At 39.9% G+C, this 25,837-nt stretch carries 13 protein-coding genes, 1 tRNA gene and 2 pseudogenes; 9 read left to right on the forward strand and 7 right to left on the reverse strand.

The window, feature by feature from the left end; all coding sequences use genetic code 11:
• Genes Q0162_RS01230 through Q0162_RS01245 form a run of 4 tightly spaced genes read left to right on the forward strand, consistent with a single transcriptional unit; the run spans nucleotide 1 to nucleotide 5,056 of the window.
• Nucleotides 1–1,932 carry a family 20 glycosylhydrolase gene (locus Q0162_RS01230; RefSeq protein ID WP_297887839.1) on the forward strand — a complete coding sequence of 644 codons (1,932 nt, stop codon included), beginning with the start codon at nucleotides 1–3 and terminating at the stop codon, nucleotides 1,930–1,932.
• A complete protein-coding gene (locus Q0162_RS01235) occupies nucleotides 1,913–3,745 on the forward strand; it encodes a quinol:electron acceptor oxidoreductase subunit ActD (RefSeq protein ID WP_297887841.1) in 1,833 nt (610 codons plus the stop codon). The genes Q0162_RS01230 and Q0162_RS01235 overlap by 20 nt, the downstream gene beginning before the upstream one ends.
• A gap of 10 nt (nucleotides 3,746–3,755) precedes the next feature.
• Nucleotides 3,756–4,289, forward strand: a complete 534-nt coding sequence (locus Q0162_RS01240) for a cytochrome c (protein ID WP_297887844.1) — start codon at nucleotides 3,756–3,758, stop codon at nucleotides 4,287–4,289.
• Nucleotides 4,290–4,294: 5 nt separating this feature from the next.
• Nucleotides 4,295–5,056 (forward strand): hypothetical protein, encoded by a 762-nt coding sequence (locus Q0162_RS01245; protein WP_297887847.1) that lies wholly within the window; start codon nucleotides 4,295–4,297, stop codon nucleotides 5,054–5,056.
• 4 nt (nucleotides 5,057–5,060) lie between these two features.
• On the opposite strand, the gene Q0162_RS01250 is transcribed toward Q0162_RS01245, so the two are convergent.
• From Q0162_RS01250 to Q0162_RS01270, 5 genes are all read right to left on the reverse strand, one after another.
• Nucleotides 5,061–5,132, reverse strand: a tRNA-Arg gene (locus tag Q0162_RS01250).
• 22 nt (nucleotides 5,133–5,154) lie between these two features.
• Nucleotides 5,155–5,604: a GatB/YqeY domain-containing protein gene (locus Q0162_RS01255; protein ID WP_297887850.1), complete on the reverse strand. Its 450-nt coding sequence runs from the start codon at nucleotides 5,602–5,604 to the stop codon at nucleotides 5,155–5,157.
• A gap of 70 nt (nucleotides 5,605–5,674) precedes the next feature.
• On the reverse strand, nucleotides 5,675–6,244 hold the full coding sequence (gene gldD / locus Q0162_RS01260; RefSeq protein WP_297887853.1) for a gliding motility lipoprotein GldD: 570 nt from the start codon (nucleotides 6,242–6,244) through the stop codon (nucleotides 5,675–5,677).
• 74 nt (nucleotides 6,245–6,318) lie between these two features.
• Nucleotides 6,319–6,639, reverse strand: a complete 321-nt coding sequence (locus Q0162_RS01265; RefSeq protein ID WP_297887856.1) for a hypothetical protein — start codon at nucleotides 6,637–6,639, stop codon at nucleotides 6,319–6,321.
• 37 nt (nucleotides 6,640–6,676) lie between these two features.
• A complete protein-coding gene (locus tag Q0162_RS01270; protein ID WP_297887862.1) occupies nucleotides 6,677–7,366 on the reverse strand; it encodes a ComF family protein in 690 nt (229 codons plus the stop codon).
• Nucleotides 7,367–7,539: 173 nt separating this feature from the next.
• On the opposite strand from Q0162_RS01270, the gene Q0162_RS01275 reads away from it, so the two are divergent.
• The 5 genes and pseudogenes from Q0162_RS01275 to Q0162_RS01300 all read left to right on the forward strand — a co-directional run bounded on the left by Q0162_RS01275 (nucleotide 7,540) and on the right by Q0162_RS01300 (nucleotide 11,672).
• Nucleotides 7,540–9,090 (forward strand): glycine--tRNA ligase, encoded by a 1,551-nt coding sequence (locus Q0162_RS01275; RefSeq protein ID WP_095901120.1) that lies wholly within the window; start codon nucleotides 7,540–7,542, stop codon nucleotides 9,088–9,090.
• A gap of 18 nt (nucleotides 9,091–9,108) precedes the next feature.
• Nucleotides 9,109–9,711, forward strand: a pseudogene (locus tag Q0162_RS13230) (PAS domain-containing protein).
• A gap of 71 nt (nucleotides 9,712–9,782) precedes the next feature.
• Nucleotides 9,783–10,274, forward strand: coding sequence for a hypothetical protein (locus Q0162_RS01290; protein WP_297887875.1), 492 nt, complete (start codon nucleotides 9,783–9,785; stop codon nucleotides 10,272–10,274).
• Between the two features lie 11 nt (nucleotides 10,275–10,285).
• Nucleotides 10,286–10,630, forward strand: a pseudogene (locus Q0162_RS01295) (PDDEXK nuclease domain-containing protein); the annotation flags it as partial.
• Nucleotides 10,631–10,634: 4 nt separating this feature from the next.
• On the forward strand, nucleotides 10,635–11,672 hold the full coding sequence (locus Q0162_RS01300; protein ID WP_297887878.1) for a phosphatase PAP2 family protein: 1,038 nt from the start codon (nucleotides 10,635–10,637) through the stop codon (nucleotides 11,670–11,672).
• A 56-nt stretch (nucleotides 11,673–11,728) separates the two neighbouring features.
• On the opposite strand, the gene ric is transcribed toward Q0162_RS01300, so the two are convergent.
• Nucleotides 11,729–12,448, reverse strand: a complete 720-nt coding sequence (gene ric, locus Q0162_RS01305) for an iron-sulfur cluster repair di-iron protein (RefSeq protein WP_297887881.1) — start codon at nucleotides 12,446–12,448, stop codon at nucleotides 11,729–11,731.
• Between the two features lie 691 nt (nucleotides 12,449–13,139).
• On the reverse strand, nucleotides 13,140–25,337 hold the full coding sequence (locus Q0162_RS01310; RefSeq protein WP_297887884.1) for a T9SS type B sorting domain-containing protein: 12,198 nt from the start codon (nucleotides 25,335–25,337) through the stop codon (nucleotides 13,140–13,142).
• Nucleotides 25,338–25,837: the final 500 nt, after the last annotated feature.

Here is a 25,837-nt window from a genome sequence, read left to right on the forward strand (position 1 = left end):
ATGAAGTTTTATATATTTTTCATATACCTTTGGTGTGTTTCTCCTTGTGTGCTCTACGCAGGGATAGACCACTTATTGCCTGCACCGCAACAAGTTATCGCTAATGGACAACGCTACAAGGTAGCCTCGGCAGAAACACGTCCGATTATTATTGTAGAAATGGTAGCCGATTTGCCCGAAATTCCTATCAATAAAGAAGAAGGGTATATGTTAGAAGTTACTAAAAATTGCATTCTCATCAGGGCTATCAGTGGGAAAGGTGTGTATTGGGCGAAACAAACCCTGAAACAACTTTTGGTTACCAAAGGCAATAAAGCCTATTACGAAGGATGCAAAATCATCGATTATCCTGCTTTTAGAGTGCGTGGTTTTATGCAAGATGTAGGGCGTACCTTTATGAGTTTGGAGGAGTTGAAAAGAGAAATAGCAGTACTTTCGCAGTATAAAATCAATGTATTTCATTGGCATCTCACCGAAAACCAAGGGTGGCGTTTGCAGAGTTTGCGCTATCCTGAACTCAATGCTCCTTTTAGCTATGAGCGTATGCCTGCCCAATATTATACCCTACAAGAAGCCAAAGAGTTAGTCACTTTCTGCAAAAAACACAACGTATTGCTCATCCCTGAAATTGATATGCCTGGACACAGTCGTGCTTTTGAGAGGGCTTTTGGGGTAGCTATGCAATCGGAAAAAGGAATGGCAATTCTCAAAGAACTATTGGATGAGGTAGTCGATAATTTTGATGTTCCTTATATTCATATAGGCACTGATGAAGTAGTTTTTAGCAACCCGCAATTTGTACCCGAAATGGTGGGTTACTTGCGTAATAAAGGCAAAAAGGTGATTTCGTGGAACCCTGGGTGGCGATATAGATCAGGTGAAATAGATATGACCCAACTGTGGAGCTATCGCGGTAAAGCACAAAAAGGCATTCCTGCTATTGATAGCAAATTTCACTATATCAATCATTTTGATGCTTTTGCCGATTTGGTTACTCTCTACAACAGCAGAATTTTAAATGTAGCCCAAGGTGACGACGACCACGCGGGAGCTATTATAGGGTTGTGGAATGACCGCTATATCAAAGGAGAGCGAAATATTCTCATTCAAAACAATTTCTATCCTGCGATGCTCGCCTTGGCAGAGCGCTCTTGGAAAGGAGGAGGTAGCGAATATTTTGATGGCAAAGGCACTATGCTCCCCACAGATACCAACGACCCTATATTCAAGCAGTTTGCCGATTTTGAAAGACGTATGTATTGGCATAAAACTCATCATTTTACTACCGAACCCTTTGCCTATATACCTCAAACCAACGTAGTTTGGCGCATTACCGATGCCTTCCCTAACAATGGCAACCTTGCTCAATCCTTTCCGCCTGAGAAAACTTTAAAAGAAAGCTACTCCTATGAAGGAAAAACTTATCACACTCATAAAGCCATAGGAGCTGGCATTTATTTGCGACATACTTGGGGGGAACTTGTTCCTGCTTTTTATAAAAACCCTCAGCCCAACCACACTGCTTATGCGTACACTTATGTATATTCACCCGAAGAACAGCAGGTTGGTTTATGGGTAAGTTTTCAAGATTACAGTCGGTCGGAAAAAGATCTTCCCCCGCCACAAGGCAAATGGGATTACAAGGAGAGCAAAATTTGGCTAAACGATACAGAACTCTCTCCTCCTATATGGAAATCAGCTCACAGAGAACTCTCTAACGAAATACCTCTTACTAACGAAAATTTTCAAGTGCGTCCTCCTTTGCAAGTTACCCTCAACAAGGGATGGAATAAAGTGTTACTCAAGCTCCCCGTGGGTGCTTTCTCTACCCCCGAAGTGCGATTGGTGAAATGGCAATTCACTTGTGTGTTTGTAACCCCTGACGGCAAGGACGCTGTAAAAAATCTTATTTATGCAGATACTCAACGATAAATCCTACCATACTATCAGTGAAGATATAGCACGCCCCATCGAAGGTCGTGCTTCTCGCGCGTGGTGGATTGCCTTTGGCATTACCCTCCTTGCGACCCTCTGGGGGGTGTGGGCAATATGGGTAACCTTGCGCGATGGTATAGGTGCTTGGGGGCTCAACAAGAATGTAGGCTGGGCTTGGGACATCACTAACTTTGTGTGGTGGATAGGTATCGGGCACGCAGGAACGCTCATCTCGGCAGTATTGTTGCTCTTTCGCCAACAGTGGCGGGTGGCTATCAATCGCTCGGCTGAAGCAATGACTATCTTTGCGGTGCTACAAGCGAGTATCTTCCCTATCCTGCATTTAGGTAGACCGTGGTTGCTACATTTCAACTTGCCTATTCCTAACCAATACGGCTCGTTGTGGGACAATTTCAACTCACCTTTGTTATGGGATGTTTTTGCTATTGCTACCTACTTTTCGGTATCCTTAGTGTTTTGGTGGGTGGGCTTACTCCCTGATTTTGCGATGTTGCGCGATCGTGCTCTCAAGCCTTTTCAGAAGAAGATTTACAGCTTGCTGAGTTTCGGTTGGAGCGGGCGCGCCAAAGATTGGCAACGTATAGAAGAAACAATGCTTTTATTAGCTGGTATTGCCACTCCGTTAGTAATTTCGGTGCATACTATCGTCTCTTTTGATTTTGCTACTTCGGTAGTCTCTGGCTGGCACACTACTATTTTTCCACCCTACTTTGTAGCAGGGGCTATCTTTTCGGGGTTTGCAATGGTGAGTTTGCTACTGATTATCTTGCGCAAAGTGTGTAAGTTAGAAGCCTATATCACCCTCAAACACATCGAGTTGATGAACACTGTGATGTTAGTGGCTGGTAGTATTGTAGCGGTTGCTTACCTCACCGAGTTTTTTATGGCTATGCGTTCTCACTCGGAGTTTGAACAATACGCATTCCACAATCGTGCTACAGGTGATTATGCGTGGGCATTCTGGACGATGATTATTTGCAATATAGTCCTCCCTCAACTGCTTTGGTTCAAAAAGTTACGCCGTAGTATTACCTTTTCAGTATGCGTTGCTTTGGTAGTATGTGTGGGGATGTGGTTCGAGCGCTTTGTGATTATCGTTACCTCACTGCACCGCGGTTATCTGCCGTCGTCGTGGACGATGTTCAGTCCTACGTGGGTGGATATAGGGATATTTGTTGGCACTTTAGGGTTCTTCTTTTTGTTGTTTTTATTATATGCAAGGAGCTTCCCGATGATTGCACAAGCTGAGGTGAAAGGGGGCAAGTGTCAGGTGTCAGGTGACAAGTGTCAGGTGTCAGGGAATAGGTATCAGGAGACAGGTGTTAGGGAGCAGGAATCTCTTAACTCTTATCTCTTAACTCTTAACTCTCCTGAAGAGCTTTTAGATAAAATAAAAGAATTAAAATCAGAAGGCAAAGAAATTCAAGAAGTATATACGCCTTTCTATGTACACGGTTTAGCCGAAGCCTTGGGGCTCAAGCGCACTCGCTTAGGCAAAGCTACTTTTCTATACGGACTTATAGGCTTGTTTTTCGGTTGTTGGCTCACCTATTTCACAATGATAAAAGACTGGCCAATGGATATTGGCGGAAAGCCTAATGCCACTTTCTGGCAAAACCTCCCCGCTTTTGTACCGGTAATATTCGAGTTGGTTGTGTATTTTGCAGCGCATCTATTGGTGATTAGTTTCTTTATCAGAAGTAGGTTATATCCATTCAAAAAAGCTGAAAATCCTATAAAGAAAAGTAGTGATGATAAATTCGTAATTCAGGTAAGAGATAAGAAGTAAGAGGTAAGAAATGAAACATTTTAATAATTATATAAAGTATGTATTGCTAATATCATTGGCTATTGGTTGCAGGAACAAACAAGAGCGCAACATTGAGTTTATGCCCGATATGTATGAGAGTCCTGCTTATAAAACTTATGAAGTTGCTCCGCTCTCTCCTCCTGAACACACTGTGAAAAGAGGTGAGTTGCCCTATAGCTACCCCAATACTATTGAAGGTTATGAGCAAGCCAAAACTCAATTGCAAAACCCTTTAGCAACTGATTCCTTACAACAAACTCAAAACCTCACCAATGGCAAAGCACTTTACGACATCTATTGCGCGCTCTGTCACGGTGAGAAAGGTGATGGCAAAGGAATTTTAGTACAAAGGGAAAAGTTTTTTGGAGTGCCTAATTATAAAAATCGGGATTTTACGGAGGGGAGTATCTATCACGTAATTTACTACGGACGCAATGCTATGCCCGCTTTTGCCACCCAACTCAGTGAGAAAGAACGTTGGCAAGTAACAATGTACGTAGAACAGATAAGAGGTAAGAGATAAGAAGTATGAGCATATTGTTTTTAACATATTCAATTCTATTGTTTATAGCGCTTACGTTAGTAGGGGTATTGGTATTTTATGCCATCAACAAAGTTACGCACGCTGAGTGGGCTATGAGTTTGTACCCTATAATGAAGCATATCACAACACCTTTGTGGTTGGTGTTATTAGTTTCGTTAGGGGTGCTGTATGCAGTGCATCGCGAACCTTATTTTATGTTGCGTGCTGTGGGCTATATGGCAGTATGGGTGGGGTATTGCCATACTTTAAAAAAGTTTAAGAGTTTAACGCCTCACGTACTATTCTTAGTCATTTTCTTTCTTACCGAAACTCCAATGGCGTGGGATTGGTTTTTGAGTCTCACTCCCGAATGGCACAGCACCCTCTTTGCGTGGCAGTTGCTCAGCAGTTTTCTGCTCTCAGGTATTGCGCTCATTACCTTATTTAGCAAGCCAGAACACTATTCTGATTTAGGCAAATACCTCTTTGGATTCTCTATTTTTTGGGCGTATTTGTGGTTCTCACAATATATGCTGATATGGTATGCCAATATCCCTGAAGAAACTATTTATTACCAAACCCTTCTTAGCAAAGGTTATGGAGAGGCAATTGTAGCAATGCTCATTCTCAGTTTTGTGCTACCTTTTCTCATTTTGCTTTCCTCACGAGCCAAACAAAAAAAGCTGCTCCTTTTTGGAACAGCTATCTTTATATTATTAGGGCAATACCTCAATTTTTATTTAATGGTAATGCCGTTTGTAAAATAATTTGTGACCACAAGGGGACTCGAACCTCTATCTTCAGAACCGGAATCTGACATTCTATCCATTGAACTATGCGGCCCTTCTTATTAAAATATATACTACTATGACAATAATTTCTTCACAATATCCGAAATCAATTTGCCCTCGGCTTTACCTGCTAATTGCTTAGTTGCTGCGCCCATTACCTTGCCCATATCCTTAGGGGTTGTAGCACCTACTTGGGCAATAATGCCTTTCAACGCTTCTTCTACTTCGGCTTCACTGAGCTGAGCTGGCAAGAATTTCTCTATCACTGCCATTTGTGCCAATTCAGGTTCGGCTAAATCATTGCGACCTTGCTGGGTGTAGAGCGCGGCGCTATCTTTGCGCTGTTTTACTAATTTTTGCAAGAGTTTGAGCTCGTCGGCTTCCGATAATTCTTCAGAGGCTCCTGCTTCGGTTCTGGCTAACAATATAGCCGATTTGATGGCTCTTAGCGATTCTAAAGCTACCGTATCTTTGGCTTTCATCGCTTCTTTGAGCGCTTCCATTACTTTAGTTTGTAAACTCATAATTCATTTAGTGTTTTGTGGGGCAAAAGTAAAGCAATATTTCTAAATTGCCAACAGTTCTCCCCTATTTTTATTTCCAACGAAGGGTTTCCATTATGCGGCGCATATCTCTCTGCAAATAATCACTCGCTGGTTGTACCGAGTCGTAATTAGGTTCTACATTAAAATAAATAGACCCCGAGATAAAGTGTTTCAAACTATCGGTAGCGTAAAACTGTGATTGTGAAGCCGCATTGCCATATACTTGATAGAACATACCATATACTTTGGTCGTATCGTTCACAAAAGTGGTGGCTGCAATATTATCGGCTTTTACGGTGTGCTTATAAGTGAAGTTCTGTGCATCGGTGAGGAGTTTGCGTATATTGCCATCTACATTTTTATAAGTGAGGTAGATAGTTGCCTTCATCGCTGGATAATTGATATTCACATCACAAGAATTGGCTTTGTGTTCTATAGACGAAAGGGTGTTTGCCTCAAAAGTAAACGGACAGTTAGGCAAATCGGCTACAGAGCTATAAGCTGCTTGCGGATAATCCAAACGAAGTCCGCCTTTAGGTTTAGGTAAAATATCGGTGGCACAGGCGGCTATTGAAAGCGCCCCAATAAAGATTAAAATGCTGTATATAAATGTTTTCATCGGAATCAATAACAAAAAACCTCAGCGCAACTGCTAAGGTTTTCCAGTAATTTTAAAATTTATATAATGAGAAACTATTTAGCTTCTGCATTTTCGGCTTTGTGCTCGCCGTCTTTTTTGCAGCAAGATTTCTTTTTACCATCTTTGCTGCACTCTTTTTTGTCGGCTTCTTTACCGTCTTTTTTGCAGCAAGATTTTTTCTTACCATCTTTGCTACATTCTTTTTTCTCGCCGTCTTTATCGCAAGATTTTTTCACTTTCACACCACCGTTACCATCTTGGTCTACGATAAGAGATTTAGCTACTTTATTGAGATTAAGGGTCATAGCCCCTGCGTTAGCACTGAACGCGAACATAGCAAATGCTACAAGCATCATTTTAAAAGTGTTCTTCATACAATATATTTATTTAGTTATTAATTTTTTTTCAATGTTAAGAGCGTATGGTAAAACCTATTCCTGCTACAGCGATTTTCACTCCTTCGATAGTGGATAACTGTTCGCAACAATGGGAGAGTGTAGCCCCTGTGGTGATAAGGTCATCGATGAGCAGTATATGTTTGTTTTTTAGCTTTTCAGGATGCTGTAACACAAATATATGTTCGCTTTCTTCCAAACGCCGCCACGATATTTTTCTGGTTTGAGTAGTATTAGCAGTAACCTTTAGCAACACATCATCTACATAGCTCACTCCTAATACCTTAGCAACTGTTTTAGCTAATAAAGCCACTTGGTTGTAACCTCTTTTCTTTAGTTTATCACGGTGCAAAGGCACGGGGATTACCACTTCTACTAACTGATAGAGAGGCGATTGAGAGAGCCTATTACCCAGCCAATTGCCAAGCCACTCGCCTATTTGTTCTTCACCTCTGTACTTGAGATGATGTATCAAATGTTGTGCCACACTACCTTTTTGAAAGTAAAATAATGTCATTGCGGCTGTAATATCATTCTGTAGCGAGAGCAGTTGCATTACCTCATTATCCGCTTGCAAGTGAAAATGAGTTTCCTCTAAATCTCTGCTGCAATCTCGGCACAAAAAGCGTTCTTCCTCTTTCAGCATTTTGCCACAAGCCCTGCAGTAATGAGGGGTAAAAACCGACAATAAATCTGATAGTATCATAGTTTTAGTTTTAGAGGTTATAGGTTCGTGATTCGTTAGCTAAAAAACACAATTACAACAACTTTTTCGGCAAAGATACTCCTTTTTCCAAAAAATAATAGTACCTTTGTCCAATTATTTTCAATCTCAAACGAAACTCAATCTATTTTTATAACTGAAAATCAATTGAATATATGGCAAATACAGACGATCAATTCAAAAAAGTTATTGCTCACGCCAAAGAATATGGCTTTATTTTTCCATCCAGTGAAATCTACGACGGACTTGGTGCCGTGTACGATTACGGTCAGAATGGCGTTGAACTCAAAAAGAATATCCGCGAATATTGGTGGCGCGCAATGGTGCAGATGAATGAGAACATTGTGGGTATCGATGCTGCTATTTTTATGCACCCTACTACGTGGAAGGCTTCTGGGCACGTGGATGCTTTCAACGACCCACTGATTGATAACAAAGACTCTAAAAAACGCTACCGCGCCGATGTGCTCGTAGAAGATTACGTAGCCAAACTCGACGATAAAATTGAAAAAGAAATTGCTAAAGCTCAAAAACGTTTTGGCGATGCTTTTGACCGCGAGCAGTTTGTAACTACCAATCCTCGTGTGTTAGAATACAAACAACGCGGTGAAGAAATATTACACCGCTTGGGCAAATCGCTTGAGAAAGAAGACCTCGCCGATGTAAAAGCCCTTATCGAAGAACTCGAAATTGCCGACCCCGAAACAGGTTCTCGCAACTGGACAGATGTAAAACAGTTCAACCTAATGTTCGGCACCAAAATAGGCGCCTCTGCCGATGCCTCTATGGATTTATACTTGCGCCCCGAAACCGCTCAGGGTATTTTTGTAAACTTCCTCAACGTACAAAAATCTGGACGTATGAAAATTCCCTTCGGGATTGCCCAAACAGGTAAAGCCTTCCGCAACGAGATTGTGGCGCGCCAATTTATCTTCCGTATGCGCGAGTTTGAACAAATGGAAATGCAATTCTTCATCAAACCAGGTACCCAACAACAATGGTATGAGTATTGGAAAGAAACCCGCCTCAAATGGCACTTATCGCTCGGTATGGGTGAAGAAAACTATCGTTACCATCCACACGAAAAGCTCGCCCACTACGCCGATGCAGCTTGCGACATTGAATTCCGTTTCCCATTTGGTTTCAAAGAATTAGAAGGTATCCACTCTCGTACTAATTTCGACCTCGGTAATCACGAAAAGTATTCAGGTAAAAAAATGCAATACTTTGACCCTGAAGAGAAAGTGAGCTACACCCCTTATGTACTCGAAACTTCTATCGGGCTCGACCGTATGTTCCTTGCGGTATTCTCTAACTCATTGCAAGAAGAAGCGTTAGAAGGAGGAGATACTCGCACCGTATTGCGCTTGCCTTTTGTGTTGGCTCCTACCAAAGTAGCCGTATTGCCATTGCTCAAAAAAGACGGACTTCCAGAAGTTGCCGAGCAAATAGTAAACGAGCTAAAATACGATTTCAATGTAGCTTACGACGAAAAAGATGCCGTAGGTCGCCGTTATCGTCGCCAAGATGCTGTAGGTACACCTTTCTGTGTAACTGTTGATCACCAAACTTTGGAAGACAACACTGTTACTTTGCGCCACCGCGACACTATGGAGCAAGTGCGCATTGCCATCCCTGAATTGCGCGCTGCAATCGCCAAAGAAGTGGATATGCGCAATTGGCTACACAAATTAGATAAGAAGTAAGAGATAAGAGGTAAGAAAATGACTGAAAATCCAACAATTAAACGCCCTGATCCTATAGATGAAGAAGTGTTGTGGGATAAAACCACTACCCTGATGAGTCGCACTAACAAGCACGGGCATATAATGGAAACTAATAAGGCATTTCAGGAAGTATCAGGTTATAGTGAGGCTGAGTTATACAACCAGCCTCATAGCCTTATCCGCCACCCCGATATGCCCAAAAGTGGTTTTCAAAATACTGTAGGAAAACCTCAAAGGGCGTAACAACTTCCACGCTATCATTAAGAATCTCTCTAAAAGCGGACGTTATTATTGGGTAATCACCAATTTTCAAATTGTACGTGATGAACACGATGAGATTACTGCCTTTGTATCATACCGCAAAGCATTGTCTAAAGCACTCATCAGTAAGCATATAGCTCCTTTGTACGAACGACTCTTAAAGATTGAAAAAGCCAATGGTTTGGAAGTAAGCGAACGCTATTCAACGGCTTTTTGGAAGACCGCAAAACTACCTACGATGCTTTCATTCGACAGTTACTCAAAGAAAACGCTGAAGAAATCAAAGCCTTCTACAACAACGAAAACACTGATAGTTTTTTGAATGATTTGATTCGATAACCTAATAAATATCAGTTGATTATAAATCAACAGACGCGTCTGCTGATTTAGACACACCTAAATCGTCACTCGTGAGTGACGAATTAGCTGTTGCAAACACTTCTATTAAAATTGAGGAGTTAGAACAATTGTTATCTTCAATTCGGTACTCACCACAAGTACCAAATTACAAAGAATGGTTTGTCGAGGCTTTCTTAAACATCGGTTTCTCGCATCATAAACTTATTTTAACAACAGTAAAAGATTTAGAAGAGCGAATATTCTACATAGAATTATCTATAAAAGAACAATTGTCATTTCGAGCCTTACAAAAAGCTATTAAATCCGATGAATTTCACCATAGGGGTGCTCTTCCTAATAATTTTGTACAAACACTTCCTTCAGCTCAGCAAGCACTCAAAGCTGTGAGTATGTTTAAAGACTCTTATTTATTGGATTTTATCAATGTTGAGGAGTTGGGCGTGAGAGATATTGAAGATATAGATGAGCGCGTTGTAGAACAACAGATTGTACAAAATGTAAAAAAGTTTATAATGCTTTTGGCTATGATTTTGCTTTCTTAGGCAATCAGTTTAGAGTAGAAGCTTTAGGACATACACATATTATTGACTTATTATTTTACCATCGTGAACTTGCTTGTTTGGTAGCTATTGAACTGAAAACAGGTGATTTTAAAACAGCTTATTTAGGACAAATGAATGGCTATTTAACTGTATTAGATGATTTTGTTCGCAAACCTAACGAAAATCCCAGCATTGGTATTATCCTTTGTCGTGAAGCCGACCAGCCTTATGTGCAATATATTGTTCGTAATTACGACAAGCCAATGGGGGTTGCTACTTTTAAAACAGCAGACGAAATGCCTGAAAAATTGCGTAAAACCCTCCCTCCTATTGAAGAATTAAAGAAACTTTTATAAATAAATGAAATACTTTTTACTTTCACTGTTTCTCTTTCCCCTCTTTCCTGCTATAGCGCAGGAAAACGACTCTATTCCTCAAGCTACATTGGATAGTATTACAGATGCTTTGCAAGGCACCCACCCATCTGATATAGAGGTATCGGGCAGGCAATACAAAATCAATGATCAGCTAACCTATATATACCAAAAGCCGCGTTTTGTGGATATCTTCAACAAGATACCGCATAATATAGGAAAATCGGCGGTGGAGATGGTGTCTAAACCAAATTATCCTTACGGATTGGCAGCTATTGGTGCTACTGCGGCACTTATTCCTGCCGACCCTTGGCTCATTAGAGAAAGTAGAAATTTGGGTGAGAATTTAGGACTAAATGAAGCGCATACTTATAAGAAGTTAGGCTTTTTAAAAATCGTTCCCGCCGATGTAAATTCTGCTTTATACTTCATAGGAAATGGTACTACTTTTATCATCATCAGTGGGGGGATGGCTACCTATGGACTCATCACAGGTGATTATCGCGCCAAAAGTACTGCTATGCAGATATTAGAAAGTATTATCGTATCAGGGGCTTTTGTGCAACCTATCAAACGACTCACAGGGCGCGAGAGTCCGTTTATTACGGCTAACGATGGGCGTTGGCACAGCCATTGGACGTTTGCTCCCAGCTTTAAAGCCTATCAAGAGGATACGCCTCACTACGATGCAATGCCTTCAGGACACCTCACTACAGCAATGTCCGCACTCACAGTGATTGCGGAAAACTATCCCGATTACAAATGGATAAAGCCCGTAGGTTACACTGCTTTAGGTTTAATGTGCTACGAGATGATGCAAAGTAAAGTACACTGGGCTTCCGACTACCCTATCGCCCTATTTGTGGGGTATATCACTGGTAAAACGATTGCTAACAGACGTATTACTAAAGTAAAAACAGAAGAAGTAAATGCTCTCAACCCTAAAAAATATCATTGGGAATTTAGCACTTCTAATACTTGGGACGGCTATCAGTTAGTAGGGGTAAATATTAGATTTAGATAAGAGGTAAGAGATAAGAAAAAAGCTGTTCAGCGGGTGCTGAACAGCTTTTTTTGTTATTAGCCTCTTAGTTGTTTTTCTAAAGCGATGGCTTTAGGGAAAAGGATATTGTTTTCGAGGTGGATATGGCGGTTTAAATCGGCTTCAAACTCTTGGAGCATTTGGTAAGTTACTTTGTAAGTGTTGCAAGCATCGGCGGGAGGTGTATAGTTGTTAGTAAGTTTTACAATCTCTTCAAAACGCTCACCTTCTACACTATGCTCGTGCATCATCATAGCTACTGGATTTTCTACTGTACCAAAAGGTATTTCGCCAAGAGCCTCACCTGATTGTTGTTTTTTCACAAGATTTTCGATAAAAGGGAAAAGTACATTTTCTTCTTTTACAAAGTGGGATGCGAGGTCTTGCGCACTCTCATTGAAAATACGATTGATTTCAAAAAGCTCAGGATGACGATCGCCGTGTACACGACATAATTTATCTAAGAATTGCAAGAGCATAGGAGATTTGTCGCGCACATACTGGTGGTGAATGCGTACGATATAGTTAGCCAAAAGGTCGAGAGGCCAATCGCGTACATCTACTTCGTTACTATTGCCTTTAGGAAGCGCTTCTAAATCATTGATAAGAGTATTTTTCTCTACTCCTTTTTTCTCGCAGGCTTCATCGATAGTACGGCCACCTTTACAGCAAAAGTCGATACCGTGTTTTTTGAATATAGCGGCAGTGCGGAAATCGTCGGCTACGATTTCGCCAATGGTTTTGTTTGTTACATCCATATTAGTTTAAATTTAGGGCGCAAAGGTATGAAAAGCCTTTAAATAATAAAAGTGTTTTAAATCTTTTTTATAATTATCATTAACAAAAGAGTTAATCAAAAGTCATCGTATAAAGGTATTATTGAGGCTTCAGCAAGGACTATAAAGTCTTTTTTTACAATCAAAACGAGAAGAATGAAATAGAAAGGTTATGAAAGTTAAAGTCTAACAGCATTTATTTTTTAGCAATATTTTAACATTATCTTTATATATTTTGCAAGTAAAAAAGTGTTTTATTATATAAAAATCAATACAATTCATTTTTTATTATATTTTCAGCTATTAAAAATCATTATTTTTAATAATCTTTTTAAATATTTTTAAACTTTTTTTAAGAAAAAATTTGGTAGTTAATATTTTTGATGTATCTTTGTGCCGTCAGAAAAGAAATAAAAGAAAGAGTGACTTTTTCATAGCCATATAAACCAAAATACAATTGTGTGTAAAAAGTAAAAGCGTAAAACAAAAAGTTTTTTTCATAATTTTTATTTTTAAGTTTTCTTTTTTATTATTAAATTCAAAAAAGGCTGCCTAGGGATTAGGTAGTCTTTTTTTATAGGTAAGAGGTAAGAATAAAAGATAAACAAAAAAGCTGCCCTAAAAAGGCAGCTTTTTTTGTTTTGTTATGATTTATTCAGTTTATCATTAATGTCTAACGATAAAGGGTAAAGTTACCATTGAATATACGAGTATCAAACTCATCGGTAAGTTCTACGATGTACCAGTAGTCACCGGTAGGCATATCTTTACCTTCGTATTTACCATCCCAAGCTTCTCCGGCTCTCAAGACTTTGATGCGACGGCCGAAACGATCGAAGATAGTAGAACGGATGAATGGATACTTCTCAACATACATAGGAGACCAAGTATCGTAGACCCCATCGCCATTAGGAGTAAAGAAGTTTGGTATTTTGACATCGAAATATTCTTCATAGATTGTATCAGAAGCTGTACATCCAGAAGCATCGAATACTTGTACTTCTATTTTCTTCTTTGTTTTTCCGCTTATAGGATCTATGTAGTCAGGATCGGTGATTTTGAGTTCGTACACATTATTTGTGTCATAATCTTCACCATTGAATACATAATGATATGGTTTAACTCCATCAAGACCTTCTACTTGTATAGTATTGACTACTGTAGTAGGGGTTCTTGTAATTTTGAGTTTTTTAATTTTTTCTACTTCAAAGGCATTTGCAAGTGTAATACTACAAGTTCTTGAAGTTTGAGTGAGAGAGTGAATGCTAGTATATATAAGTTCTATTGTTTGAGTTTGGACATTTGTATCCAAATCAGGAGGAGATATATACCATACGTTCACTCCATTACCTCTTTCTACGAAGTTTTTAGGAGATCCTATTCCGTTAAGTCTATAGGTTACTTTATTAACATCAACTTTGTCTTTAAAGCGTACCTCTAACTGAGTATAAGGGTTATTGTTTTTACAAGAGTTGATTACCTCTAGATCTACTTTAAGGTCAGGTGCTGAATCTATAGAAAACTCAAAAGTAGGAGACATTGTACATCCGCCATTAGGGCTACTATCAGTTACTTCTATTTTCCATTCACCTGCGTTAAGACCTGTATCACGGAAAGGAGTTGTTCCTGGTATTACATTTGACAATGAGAGGTGAGGGCTATTAGTATACTTATTCAATACTTTGATATTGTAAGGAGGACGCCCGCCTTCTACCGTGAAATCTATAGAGGCATCGTTACCGCCATAACATACTTGCAATTCGGAGGTAGCAGAAACGATAGACACTTTTATAGGTTTAGGTTCTATAATTTCTATTTGTTGTTCAACGAGGCTACAACCCCAAGTATCCATAATTTCATAAGTATAGAATCCAGGATCTAAGTTATCGAATTTAGGTTCATTACGTTGAGGGCCTTTCACTTTTCCGGTACCTTCGTTTAGGAGTGTATAGTAGTAGCTACCAGAACCTCCTGTTGTGGTACCTGATACGGTGATGATACCATCGGTACTTCCTGCACAAGTAGCGTGTTGAGTAACAGTAACTACAGCAGCGACAGGATCGGGATCTAGCAAGGTTACGCTAGTGGTACCAGAGACTATGTTACAGCCCCAAGCATCGGTGATGGTAATATTGTAAGTAAGTGATCCTCCAGGAATTCCTGTAGCGCTCAATCTATCGAACAATGCGCTATCGCCATCTAGAGCGATAGTTTTTTGTTTGGTGATAGCTCCACCTTGTATATTGACAGTATAAGGGGCCCAACCGCCAGATACTGTAACGAGTATTTCACCTCTGTTGTTATCACAAGTTACGCTACGGGTTTCTTCGGCAAATACAGTAATGGATTCGGCAGCTTCTACGAGTTCAAAGGTAGCCACTGCAGTACAACCTGTAATAGGAGAGGTAGCTTCCACTTTGTAGTGACCTGCAAGTAATCCGGCGTGAACTTGAGTACCTGATGGTGATGATCCTGTGATAGGTGTTCCTATAGGTAGAGGAGTTATCACATAATTGAAACCATTTGCCACTTGGTCGCCATCAGAGAGGCGGGTATCGGTGAGTTCTAAGGTTATTTGACCTGTATCTCCTTTACAAGTGATACGCTGAGGGTCTTTAGCTTCGAGTAATAGAGTATTAGGTTCTAAGACGGTATAGTTAGTTGTAACCTCACAGTTAGTATTTAAATTCTTAGCTGTGATGATATAGTTAGCAGGGTCGGCAATAGTAGTAGCCCAAGTAAGAGAGTTGAGAGTTACTGGTGTACCAACGACTCCTATACCTATTTTAACGAGACTATACTCTATAGGTTCGTTGTTATAAGGTGTAATTGTATTAAGAGTTACACTTATCACTTCGTTTTGGAGACAAGTTTTTGTTTGAGTTTTATTCACCGTCAATCCACTCATTATAAGTGTAGGTGAAATAGTTTCTATTGTAGTAGAAACAGAGCATCCATTAGTGTCATAAACTTCGGCGTAATAACCAGTTGGACTAGTAAGATAAGTAGGTAAAGTATAGGTATACTTAGTTACTCCATCTTCTATTTGTTGTTGGTTTGCTAAAGTGCCAGAAGCAGTTTTAAATTCTACTCGGGTGTACTTACCTGTTCCACCTGAAACTCCAGAGATATCAAAGTGAAGTTTAGGGTTAGAGCTTTCGCCTGTGAGATAACCATCGTCATCTAATGTACATTGATAATCTTCTTTAGAGAGGGATCCAGCTGTAACGGTTACAACATCAGGAGAAGTTACGTTGACGGTGATAGTAGTAGTACAACTATAAACTGATTGAGCTGAGATATAGTAATCGAAACCATTTATAGCTCTAGGTCCTGAAGGAACACCCATAAAGGTAATATAGTTTACATTAGTAATACTTGTCACCCCAGCTGGTGTGAGGCCGGTGTTTTTATCAACGATATTGAACGTATAAGGAGCGATACCTACAGGGGTAGCTTTCACTCGGATAATGGCTGTTTCGTTAGCACAAGTAGGCGTTGAAACAGAAAGCACTTCGAGTTGAGGTGTTTCAGGGGCAAGCACGTTGAAATCTGTTATTTTAGCACATTCAGCAGCGGTGCCAAAAGTAGCAGTGTCGTATATGTGGATGCGGTAAGCACCAATTCCATAGCCTATAGGAACGCTGTAAGATGTACCGGTTACTGTAGTTCCTGGAGCAACTACGGTTACAGCGCGTTCGTTAGGGGTACCCTTATCAGTAATTCTATACAATCCTATTTTATAAGTTCCAGAACCTCCTGTAATATTAGTTACATTGATAGTAGTGGTAGCAGAACCTCCGCAGTACATAGGTGTATGATCAGCGTTGTACTTAATCATCTCATTCACTCTGAAAGTAGTGCTAGTTTCGCAACCATTGGCATCTCGGAAGGAAATTGTATAAGGGGCGGCATTAGGAGCTAATCGTATAGGTAAGGTAGTTTGAGTAGCTACGTTAATGTTTTGCCAATTAGAAATACCATCGATTTTATATTGGTTTTGACCTACGCCTATAGTATTGAATACTACATTGATTGGATAATCGGCGTTGTCACTACAAGCGTCGAGAACTGTTACTGTAGCGATAGAAGGTTGAGGATCCATACCTACTACTATGGTGGTAGTAGTGCGACAACCTAAAGCATCTTTCACGTACACTTCCCAAGTACCAGAGATAACGTTTTTAGACACACCATCGACAGAGCTTGCTAAAGCTGCGTCTAAGGTTGCACCTGTAGGTGCTGGTGTAGCTAAATTGTGATAGTAGTACTGATAAGGAGCAGTTCCTCCTGCGGCTTCTACAGTTATTTTACCTAGGCCTGATGGGATAGGCTGGTTACAGTTAGCTAATTTAGCTACTGTAGCTGTAGCGGTGAGCAATGAGGTAGATTTACCTATTGTAAATTCTTTGCTACCCATTGTACATCCGTTGCCATCGGTAAAGAGTATGAAGTAACGGCCAGCTGGAACATTTGTGATTGTAGCATCAACTTCAGTACCTGACAATGGGACACTTCCGTTTACAGGTCCTGTAATAGGATCTAAAAGGCCTGGAACAAGTGATGGTATATAGCGATAAATTTTATAAGACAAGTTAGTTGTACCTGCATTCCAATTCTTCAAGTTTACAAATACTTTACCATCATTTTCATTAGCACAAGTGGTAGAAGCTGTTCCATTGATTGATATCTGCAAATTAGATTGTGTAGGAACGTGGATATTTGCTTCTTTAGTAAATGTACAATTGGTATTGGAATCAAATACAATGAAAGTGTAAGTGACCCCAGGAGCCAAGCCAGTGAAAGTGTGAGTAGAAGCTTGAACTACCGAACCATCGGAAAGGGTAGTAGTAACAACAGCACCTCCGCGATACCAAGTATAGCCATCAGGCATTGTTCTTTGTGAGGAGGTAGTTCCATAAGGGATTTGCATACCTTCGTGATAAACAGCGATGTACTGTCCGTCTTGAATTGTACCTCCATTTTTGTCGTATACAGAAATGGCTACTTCCCCAGTGATACCTGCACAACCTACTACGCCTGTAGGACGTACATCTAATCCATTAGCTTCGGAATTTATAACGAAGTTGTGGATATATTTACAAGTATTGGCATCTTCTATTACAATTTGATAGTTACCAATATCTAAATTATTGTATTGTACAATAGAATTTTGGGTGATATTATTTCGAGTTTGTATAGTAGCGCCATTTTTCACTAAAGTAAACGTATAAGGAGCTGTACCGCCTGAGGTAACAGCAGCTTCGGCAGTTGCTAATTGGGTACCGGTAGCGGAACATTTCATAGGTGTATTAGTAGCTGTTACGACCATAGCAGTTACTTGGGTAACTGTAAATCCTACAGGAACTGATTTACAATTAGCACTATCTTCTATAGTAATAGTATAAGTACCGGGTTGCAATCCAGTGATATCGGCTATGGGGTGTGACTGAACAGAGAGTCCATCATTTAGTAACAATGTATAAGGAGGTACACCACCTGTAACATCTGTAGTATTGATGCGTATTTTTCCGGTATTAGCACCTGCACAATTTACATTTTCTACGGTAGGGGTTACAGCGAAAACGGGCAATACAACTTTCACCTCTTGTTTCACAGAGGTGACATTACAATAGTCGCCATTAGGCATTTGGTAACGTACTCTAAAGTAGTAGTCGCCTTCTACTTTAGTTTTGAAAGTATAGACATTACTAGCTTGACTCATAGTCATACCAGTACCTACGGCGGCAGTAAATCCAGTAGTAGGTGTATGACTCCATAAGAATTCGCGTACCCCTGTTCTACCGCCAGTATAAGTAATTTTATACTCGGCTTCGCTATTAGGCACACAAGTTAAAGCATTTATAGAAGTCACTTGTATGCGCAATGGATTTTCGATAGTATAAGATGTATTAGTTTGGCAATCGGCGCCATCTTTAATTACAAAGTTGTAAGTACCAGCGGTAAGGTTTTCGAATATGTGTGATGTACCAGCGGCTACAGAACCATTTTCGAATGTAGCGCCACCGTCTTTACTAAACTTATATTCTCCATTTCCATTGGTAACTTTGATTTGCAAACGGCCTATATTACCACCTGTAAAGCAAGGCTCTAAGTCTACGATTTCCACTTGCAAAGGTTTCACATCGGGGACATTGAGGGTAGCGGTAGCTGTACAACCATTAGCGTCCTCTACTTGTATAATATAAGTACCTTGGGTGAGGTTTATATCGGCTTCGTTGTTTGTTGAACTTTGGGTAGCAGCAGGTGTTGAACCAGTAATAGGAGAGAAGCTAAAATTTCTATAAGGTTTAGCGCCACCGTTACCTATAAATCGTACAGAAGCAAAGGTGTTCAAACAAGTTACAGGAGCTGTAACTGTAGCTGTAACAGTAAGCGGTACAGGTTTTTTGATAGTATAGTCGATACTTGTTTCGCAAGATGTATCGGAGGTACGACGTACGAATAGAGTACCATTATTTACTGCACTGAGTCCTGTGATGGTAGCCACACCTTGTGTAGGAGCAATAGCAGTAAGCGGTAAGGTTGTCCAAGCAGTAGCTGTGGCAGTGTGATATTGTACAGAGCTACCACTTGGGTTATCTACCACCAAGTAGATAGAACCATCATTATTGCCACATTTTTCATCATAAGCTGTACCTCTGACTTTGAAAGCTTTATCGTTATCAACTTTGATAGAGAGGCTTTCAGCGCGTACAGCACATAGTTTTGTAGGTTGAGAAATAGTGATATTATCGACAGCTAAGTCACTACCTATAGTAGAGGCTGCGGCAGTATTTCTAATTTCGAATACGGCGGTATTGAATGTAATATCAGTATCGTCAAAAGTTATGTCTTTTAGTTCCCAAGAAGCCAAGCGCTGCAATTCGCCTAATGATTTTTGTATACCAGCGGCAGGGTTAGCAGGGTTGTAAAGGCGTACCAACAAGTTAGGGTTAGCACCTCCTACAAAAGTGGGAGGCAGCAAGTTGAATAAATGCATAGATACTTTCAGTTCGGTATTAGGCACAATATCCTTGATAGTACGTCTATAGATTACCCCGTTGTCGTTATCAGGGGAAGTTCCATTAATAGCTAAGTATCTGCCATCGGTTACTCCAGAGGCATCGGCAGGAGGTGTAGTCACCCAGTTAGTACCAGCGGTAGGCACTTGGCGAGTGATCATATACTGGTTATCACCTAATGTAGTTGTACCTGCGGCACAAGTGATAAACACAGATTGAGAGTTGCAAGTATCTTCACCTTTACCGAAATCTTCTTTGAACAAGATGTTAGGGGTAGTACCAGTAGCTGAAGCAGGTGTATAGATAGCTTCGATGCTATATACTCCTGGAGAGAGAGTAAAGACGTTAGAGGTACGGGTTTCACTGATTGTACCATCGCTTTTCATGAGTCTAAACTCGTATTTTCCAGTAGGGTTAGTAGTTACAGTGAAAGTACCTCTACCTTCACAATCGTAGGTTACAGTAGTAGCAGTAACGGTAGGAGGTACTATTGGGCGGATAGAGATAGGGATTTCGAGTGTACATTTATTACTATCGCGTACATAAACTACGCTAGCCGTAGATCCTACCATTAATATGGGGTTAGAGCTATAGGTTACATTATTAGAGCTATATTCGTAACCTGTACCTGTACCACCTGTTACGTTGTTGACACGTACTTTATATTGTGGAGGGGTTGCTGTATCGCAAGATATATCTTCAATTACACCTGCATAAGCGCTTAAAGTACTTTCGATATTATTAATTACGACATTAGGGTTTCTATAGGTACAAGTTGCACCAGCTAGAGATCCCATTGTAATTTTAATTTCTATTTCATATCTACCAGCGGTAAGGTTGTTAAAGAAACCAGTAGCATTTTCGTCTATATAAGTTTTTCCACCTGTGTTATCGAACTTATAGAGGGTAGTTTTTACGTTTTGTATAGTGTTATAGGTTATTGAGATTTGACCGGTATTATCGGCGAATCCACAAAGGATGTCGCGAGTTTTGATGGTGTAACCTAAGAAGTTTTCAGGATAAATATCTACTTCTGGAGTAAGGGCATATCCACCTACATCATCTTTGGCGATGAAGATGTACTTACCTGGTTGATCTATATGAACGTCACTTTCTACGAAGCTAGCACCTACAGGGATAGTAGCGAAGAAAGCAGAGGCGGGCACGGAGTTATAGTCGGAATAGCCATTTTGTATAACGCCATCTATGCTCCATACGGCGAATTGATAAGGGTTTTTACCTCCTGTAGCTTCAAATCTCATTGAGCGGAGGTTACATCCTTTCCAAGCTTTAGCTATAGCTTTAGCGCTAAGAGTAGTTATTTTTTTAATTTCCTGAGTTAATACTAACTTACAGCTATCGGGTAATGCGGGGGAAGTTACCTCTATTGTATAAGTTCCTGGAGCAGTAATAGGTACACGATACTCTAATAGTGTAGTATTGACGAAAGGTTGTCCGTTTTGGTTTACTACATTACCAAACGCATCTTTTAAGATGTATTTATAAGTAATACCAGCTGTAGCCATTTGTACAAGGACGTAACCTTGTTGATAGTTAGTCACATCGCCATAGTCGAGTATTCGTCCGTTGAGTGAATTTGTAAAGACGTCGAAATAGAAATTAGTGTTACACCCTTCAGAGTTGGAGACTTTCAAACGGAAGTGTCCTTGGGTATTAGCCACGAAGGTTCGGTTAGAGTGTACATCGTCCCAAACGGAATCATTTACGTTAGGGCAGTTCAAGCTAGTAGGGTTAGAACCAGTTTTGAGTTTTTGCCATACGAAGTTAGTATCTTTAAAGTTAACCACTATATTTCGTGAAGGCTGGTTACACAAGATGAAGTGGCTCACCCAGATATTATTATCAGCACATATATCACCTCCGTTAGATTGAGGTTTGATTGGGTCGGAAAGGGTTTGAGGCGTTTGTACTTGAATAATTTCGGTAGTGGTATAGGTTACCCCTCCGCACACGTTAATTTTTTCTACTTTGTAAGTAGCAGCTTCGTCGGCGTCGAAGAAATTTTCGTTGCGTGGATTAGGTTGCAACAAATTATTTTTATACCATTTATATTCAAGGAAGCCTGGTGTAGCTTGTATACGGAAGGTATTGATACCTGCTCCGTTATCACAAGCCAACTCATTACGCATACAGTTTTGGGTAGAGATAGTAATGGTTTTAGTACCGGCAGTGGTTTGTTCAGGGATTGTACAGCCAGTTAACCCACCTATATATGTAAATGAATAGGTAGAAGAGAGCAAGTTCATACAAGGTTTACCTACTTCGGAGCAATCTCCGTTTAGGGTAAGAGGTATTAGGATAGTTCTTTCGTTAGCGCCAGGGGTAATGGTTTGTTTTGGGATATCTATAGTTATGGTGTTAGGGGTAGATGCTAACACAGTAGGGCGATAGATATTTTGTTTTGCTTTGCTAAGATCTGGGGTACCGACAGTAATATTAGGGTGGTTAGGCAATGTAATTTGCATAGTAGCGGTAGTCACATTGGCGGTACCTTGATTTTTATATCGGATGCGATAGTAGAAAGTTTCGCTAAGGCCTAAGTCGCGATTGATAGGGCTTTCGGAGGCATCTACATAGTCGCTTTTAACCTCCATTTTGATTGCGCGCGATGTTACCACTACATTGAAAGTACAAGTAGCGGTATTACCAGATGTATCGCTAAAGACATAGGTTACAGTGTTAGTACCTATATTGAATCGTTGTCCGCTTTGATGGGATTGGCTCCAAGTTCCGATACGGCAATCGTCGGTAGCAGTTACTACGCCCCAAGTAGCTACGCCGTAGCAACGGCCTGAGATAGCTTCTACGGTGATGGTATCGGTAGGGCATCCTGTAATTACAGGAGGAGTAGTATCTTTAGAGAATTGTATAGTTACAGAGGTTTCGCCTGTGCGGTTTACGCATAAGTTAGGGTCTTGCAATTTATAACGCACGAGATATTTAGTATCGCGGGTTACAGTATCGGATATTGTTTGAGAAAATCCTAAACTAGTTTCGGTAGTGTCGTTTTCAATACGGAACCATTCGATATCGAATAGTTGTGTAGAACCGCCGAAAGTAAGGTCTACCACGTCGCCGTTACAAGGGTTTGTAGAACGTGCGATATAGCTAATAGTAGGAGCTGTATAGTTATCGGTATTTACAAGTACTTCATCGGTATAGATACCGCAAGCGTGAGAAGTAGTAAGTATATAGGTACCATTGTCTACATTTTTGAACACATGGCTGGTATCTGTAGAGGTTGCTCCAAAAGTTTTTGTTTCTTTTAGGGTTCCTGTAGCTTTATTCTTGAGGGTAAAAGTAAGGGGGTATCGGATATTGTCGGGATTTTTAATTCCTACTGCTACGATACCAGATCCTGAAGAGGCGCTACAAGAGGTACCTACTACGTCACGTTGGAGTTCTCGAGTAGGTTTTACGGTGAGGTATACTCTACTTTTATGAAGAGCTGTTGTGCCATTAGCTTGAGGGTCGGAAGGTGTTATAATATCAGGAGAGTTAATCATGCTAAAGCCATTTATAACTCTATTAGAGTCGGCGAGGCTTTTCCAATTCATTACTCCTGTATCTCCAGATTGTGCGCTATCTTTCCACACAGCTTCTTTCATACTTATATAATAGAAGCCTTTGGCTTCGAACATATAGTCACCTTCGAGGAGGTTATTAAATGTATGGTTTCTATTTCTTGAACTTTCGACAAAAGTATCGTAGTTACCAGAGGGTCCTTTTTTATATAAAGTATAGGTAGCATAATTTATAGTACCGATGGGAGTAGCACCGATATCATAAGTTATTTTAGAAGACCCTGCGCAACCTTGTTCAACTTTTACTTCATCTTTATCGTACTGCATAGGGGTATCGAAATTGAAGTCTCTAAAAGTAGTATTGCCACATTTATCAGTAAAAGTAATGCGGTAGTTACCAGCAGGAAGGTCGCCAAACTGGAACAGTCCTGCATTAGAAGAAGCAGATTGAGGGTTTAGCAAAGTTCTTATAATAGGGAAAGTATAAGTAACAGTGCGTTGAGAAGTTTCGAAAGGCATAGAAGTAAGGAAGTCGTAGGTACGATTTCCAGTTCCAGCACCTGGGGCGTCTAAATAATCAATTGATACAGTTACAGGGTAGTTGAAATAATCGGACACGAGCCATTTGTACATAGATATGGTACCTTTGAATACACCTTTACCTATTTCGATACCTTGGAATTGACGTCCTATTTGGTTAGTTTTAGCTTTAATTTCGACAACGCGTTTAGGTTCATAGCAAAAGGTGTTGCCGGCTGCATTTTTAGCTTTAAATTTGACCATATAGTAACCATCAGGCAATCCTGAAAGGTCGGCATAATTTTCGTTAAGCCACACTACGTTAGCGCTTTCATTCACCCATTTAGAAAGGTTGGTTTCGTCCATTTGGTTAGTAGTATAAGCATTATTCCAACCGGGGAATCCTGTACCTATGAATCTATATATTTCGTAATAGTAACCTTCGCCGGTGAATGCAGCATTGGCATGCCATTTACCTACTAATCCATTGTGCCAATAATAAGTTCCAAAGACAACATTTTGGGAAGGGTTGTCTAGGTCTGGCAAACGTACAGATCTCCAATAGTTATCTACGTATAAATATCTTTGAGTAGGGTCGTTACAAGGTTTAGCAGGGTTAACATTCAAGTTGGAGCGGTTTTGAGCTTCTATTACTCTTGAACCAGAGGTATCTCTAAAGATATATTGCCCAGTATTAACGGGATCGCTTGCTAAATTTTTTATAACATTTATAATATTTTCATCGAGTTTGAATTTTCTTTTGATAGGAGTTTTTCCTAAGTTTACTTCTATTTCTACTATATCATTTTCTTGGAAGACATAAGGGGTAGTAAAAGAGGAAGAAGCTGCAACTTGAGCGCCACGCCATGCTATATCGAAATTAGAGGCGATAGGGTAAGAAGCTATAAGGTTACCGGCAGAGTTGTATCTTTTTACAAATACGGCATTAGAGGTTTTGATGTCGTTTTGGAAAGGAGAGAGGGTTACTTTATCTTTTCGGAGTAATTGGAAGGAAAATCCTATTTTACAGTTTCCATCCATTCGTATACCTGAATTATAGAAGTTAAGTTCTAGGTCTAAGCAAGACAAAGTGAGAGAGGGGGAAAGTATAGTAATATTAGTTTTATTAGTATCGCCGCAGTTAGCCACTCCACCCGCCAAGTCTTCAACAGAGAGTTCATAGTCGCTACCTACTGAGATAGGTGTAGTTGCACTACCTTGAATGGTAATGGGAAGGGATTGAGAGGCTGTAGTTTTGGTGTGGTTGCCTGTATATATTAAGGTAGTGCCTTTAGTAAGTTTTACGATGAAAGGGCCTTTTGCTCCAGGCTGGATAGTAAAATCTATACTTCCGTCATTTCCATCTCCAGTACAAGTTGGAGAGTTAGCTTTGAGGGTACCATTTACAAAAAGAGGGGGTACATAGGTAGAGGTAATGGTTACCAGCTTTGGGCTTGTAGATTTTTTATTAGTAGCTACTTCTATCATAGTAAGGGTGTAAGTACCCGCTTTGAGAGTAGTAAATTCGCAGCTATCTTTACCAGTGACACCTATTTCGAGGGGCCAAGTACGCCCTGCAGGGTCGTTAGGGATATCTAACTTCACCTGTAATTTAGTGCCAGTAGGCCCCATACCCGCAGGTAAGGAGACTTTTATTTTACCATCGGAGCTACATTGCCCATTAGTACCGATGGCAGAGAAGTTGTTTAAGTTCAATGCTTGAGCGCTGAGCCCTCCCATTGCCATAAGAAGTAAGAAAATTGTTAGAAAAAACTTTTTCATAATGCTATTAAATGCTATTTTGAAACGACAGTATACAACGATACTTTAATGCACAAAAGTACACATTTCCAACGAAACTGCAAAATCTATTTTTGTTAAATGTTAAAACAACTATTGTATTTATCAGTAGGAGAGTATATTATTTTATAACTACAACAATTACACAACTGTATCATTTATAAACATATAGCAGATTCAAAATCTTTTTTATTGTAAATTGAATCGAACTGTTTATATTTTATATTTTAACTTTTTATATACAAAATTTTAACAGTTTGTAACAGGTTACAGAGAATAAAGAGATAAGGGAGGATTTCCTGTTCCAGTAAAGGAGGGTAGAAGCTATAAAAGTAAGTGTAAGTGAAGGAGAAAGGAGGATAAGTTTTACAAACTACAGAGATTTTGACATGAATATTACTTTTAATAACACTTACTTTTGTCACGAATTGGTAGCTTCTTTTCTATATTTTACAGATTTTAGCTGAGTAAAATCGCCTATG

The organism is uncultured Capnocytophaga sp. (assembly GCF_937936315.1).
In the GTDB taxonomy this organism is placed as follows: domain Bacteria; phylum Bacteroidota; class Bacteroidia; order Flavobacteriales; family Flavobacteriaceae; genus Capnocytophaga.

What these genes read in the sequence shown, in the direction of transcription:
- Q0162_RS01230 (WP_297887839.1), top strand. Translation starts at nt 1, where the DNA reads ATGAAGTTTTATATATTTTTCATATACCTTTGGTGTGTTTCTCCTTGT.
- Q0162_RS01235 (WP_297887841.1), top strand. Translation starts at nt 1,913, where the DNA reads ATGCAGATACTCAACGATAAATCCTACCATACTATCAGTGAAGATATA.
- Q0162_RS01240 (WP_297887844.1), top strand. Translation starts at nt 3,756, where the DNA reads ATGAAACATTTTAATAATTATATAAAGTATGTATTGCTAATATCATTG.
- Q0162_RS01245 (WP_297887847.1), top strand. Translation starts at nt 4,295, where the DNA reads ATGAGCATATTGTTTTTAACATATTCAATTCTATTGTTTATAGCGCTT.
- Q0162_RS01255 (WP_297887850.1), bottom strand. Translation starts at nt 5,604, where the DNA reads ATGAGTTTACAAACTAAAGTAATGGAAGCGCTCAAAGAAGCGATGAAA.
- gldD (WP_297887853.1), bottom strand. Translation starts at nt 6,244, where the DNA reads ATGAAAACATTTATATACAGCATTTTAATCTTTATTGGGGCGCTTTCA.
- Q0162_RS01265 (WP_297887856.1), bottom strand. Translation starts at nt 6,639, where the DNA reads ATGAAGAACACTTTTAAAATGATGCTTGTAGCATTTGCTATGTTCGCG.
- Q0162_RS01270 (WP_297887862.1), bottom strand. Translation starts at nt 7,366, where the DNA reads ATGATACTATCAGATTTATTGTCGGTTTTTACCCCTCATTACTGCAGG.
- Q0162_RS01275 (WP_095901120.1), top strand. Translation starts at nt 7,540, where the DNA reads ATGGCAAATACAGACGATCAATTCAAAAAAGTTATTGCTCACGCCAAA.
- Q0162_RS01300 (WP_297887878.1), top strand. Translation starts at nt 10,635, where the DNA reads ATGAAATACTTTTTACTTTCACTGTTTCTCTTTCCCCTCTTTCCTGCT.
- ric (WP_297887881.1), bottom strand. Translation starts at nt 12,448, where the DNA reads ATGGATGTAACAAACAAAACCATTGGCGAAATCGTAGCCGACGATTTC.
- Q0162_RS01310 (WP_297887884.1), bottom strand. Translation starts at nt 25,337, where the DNA reads ATGAAAAAGTTTTTTCTAACAATTTTCTTACTTCTTATGGCAATGGGA.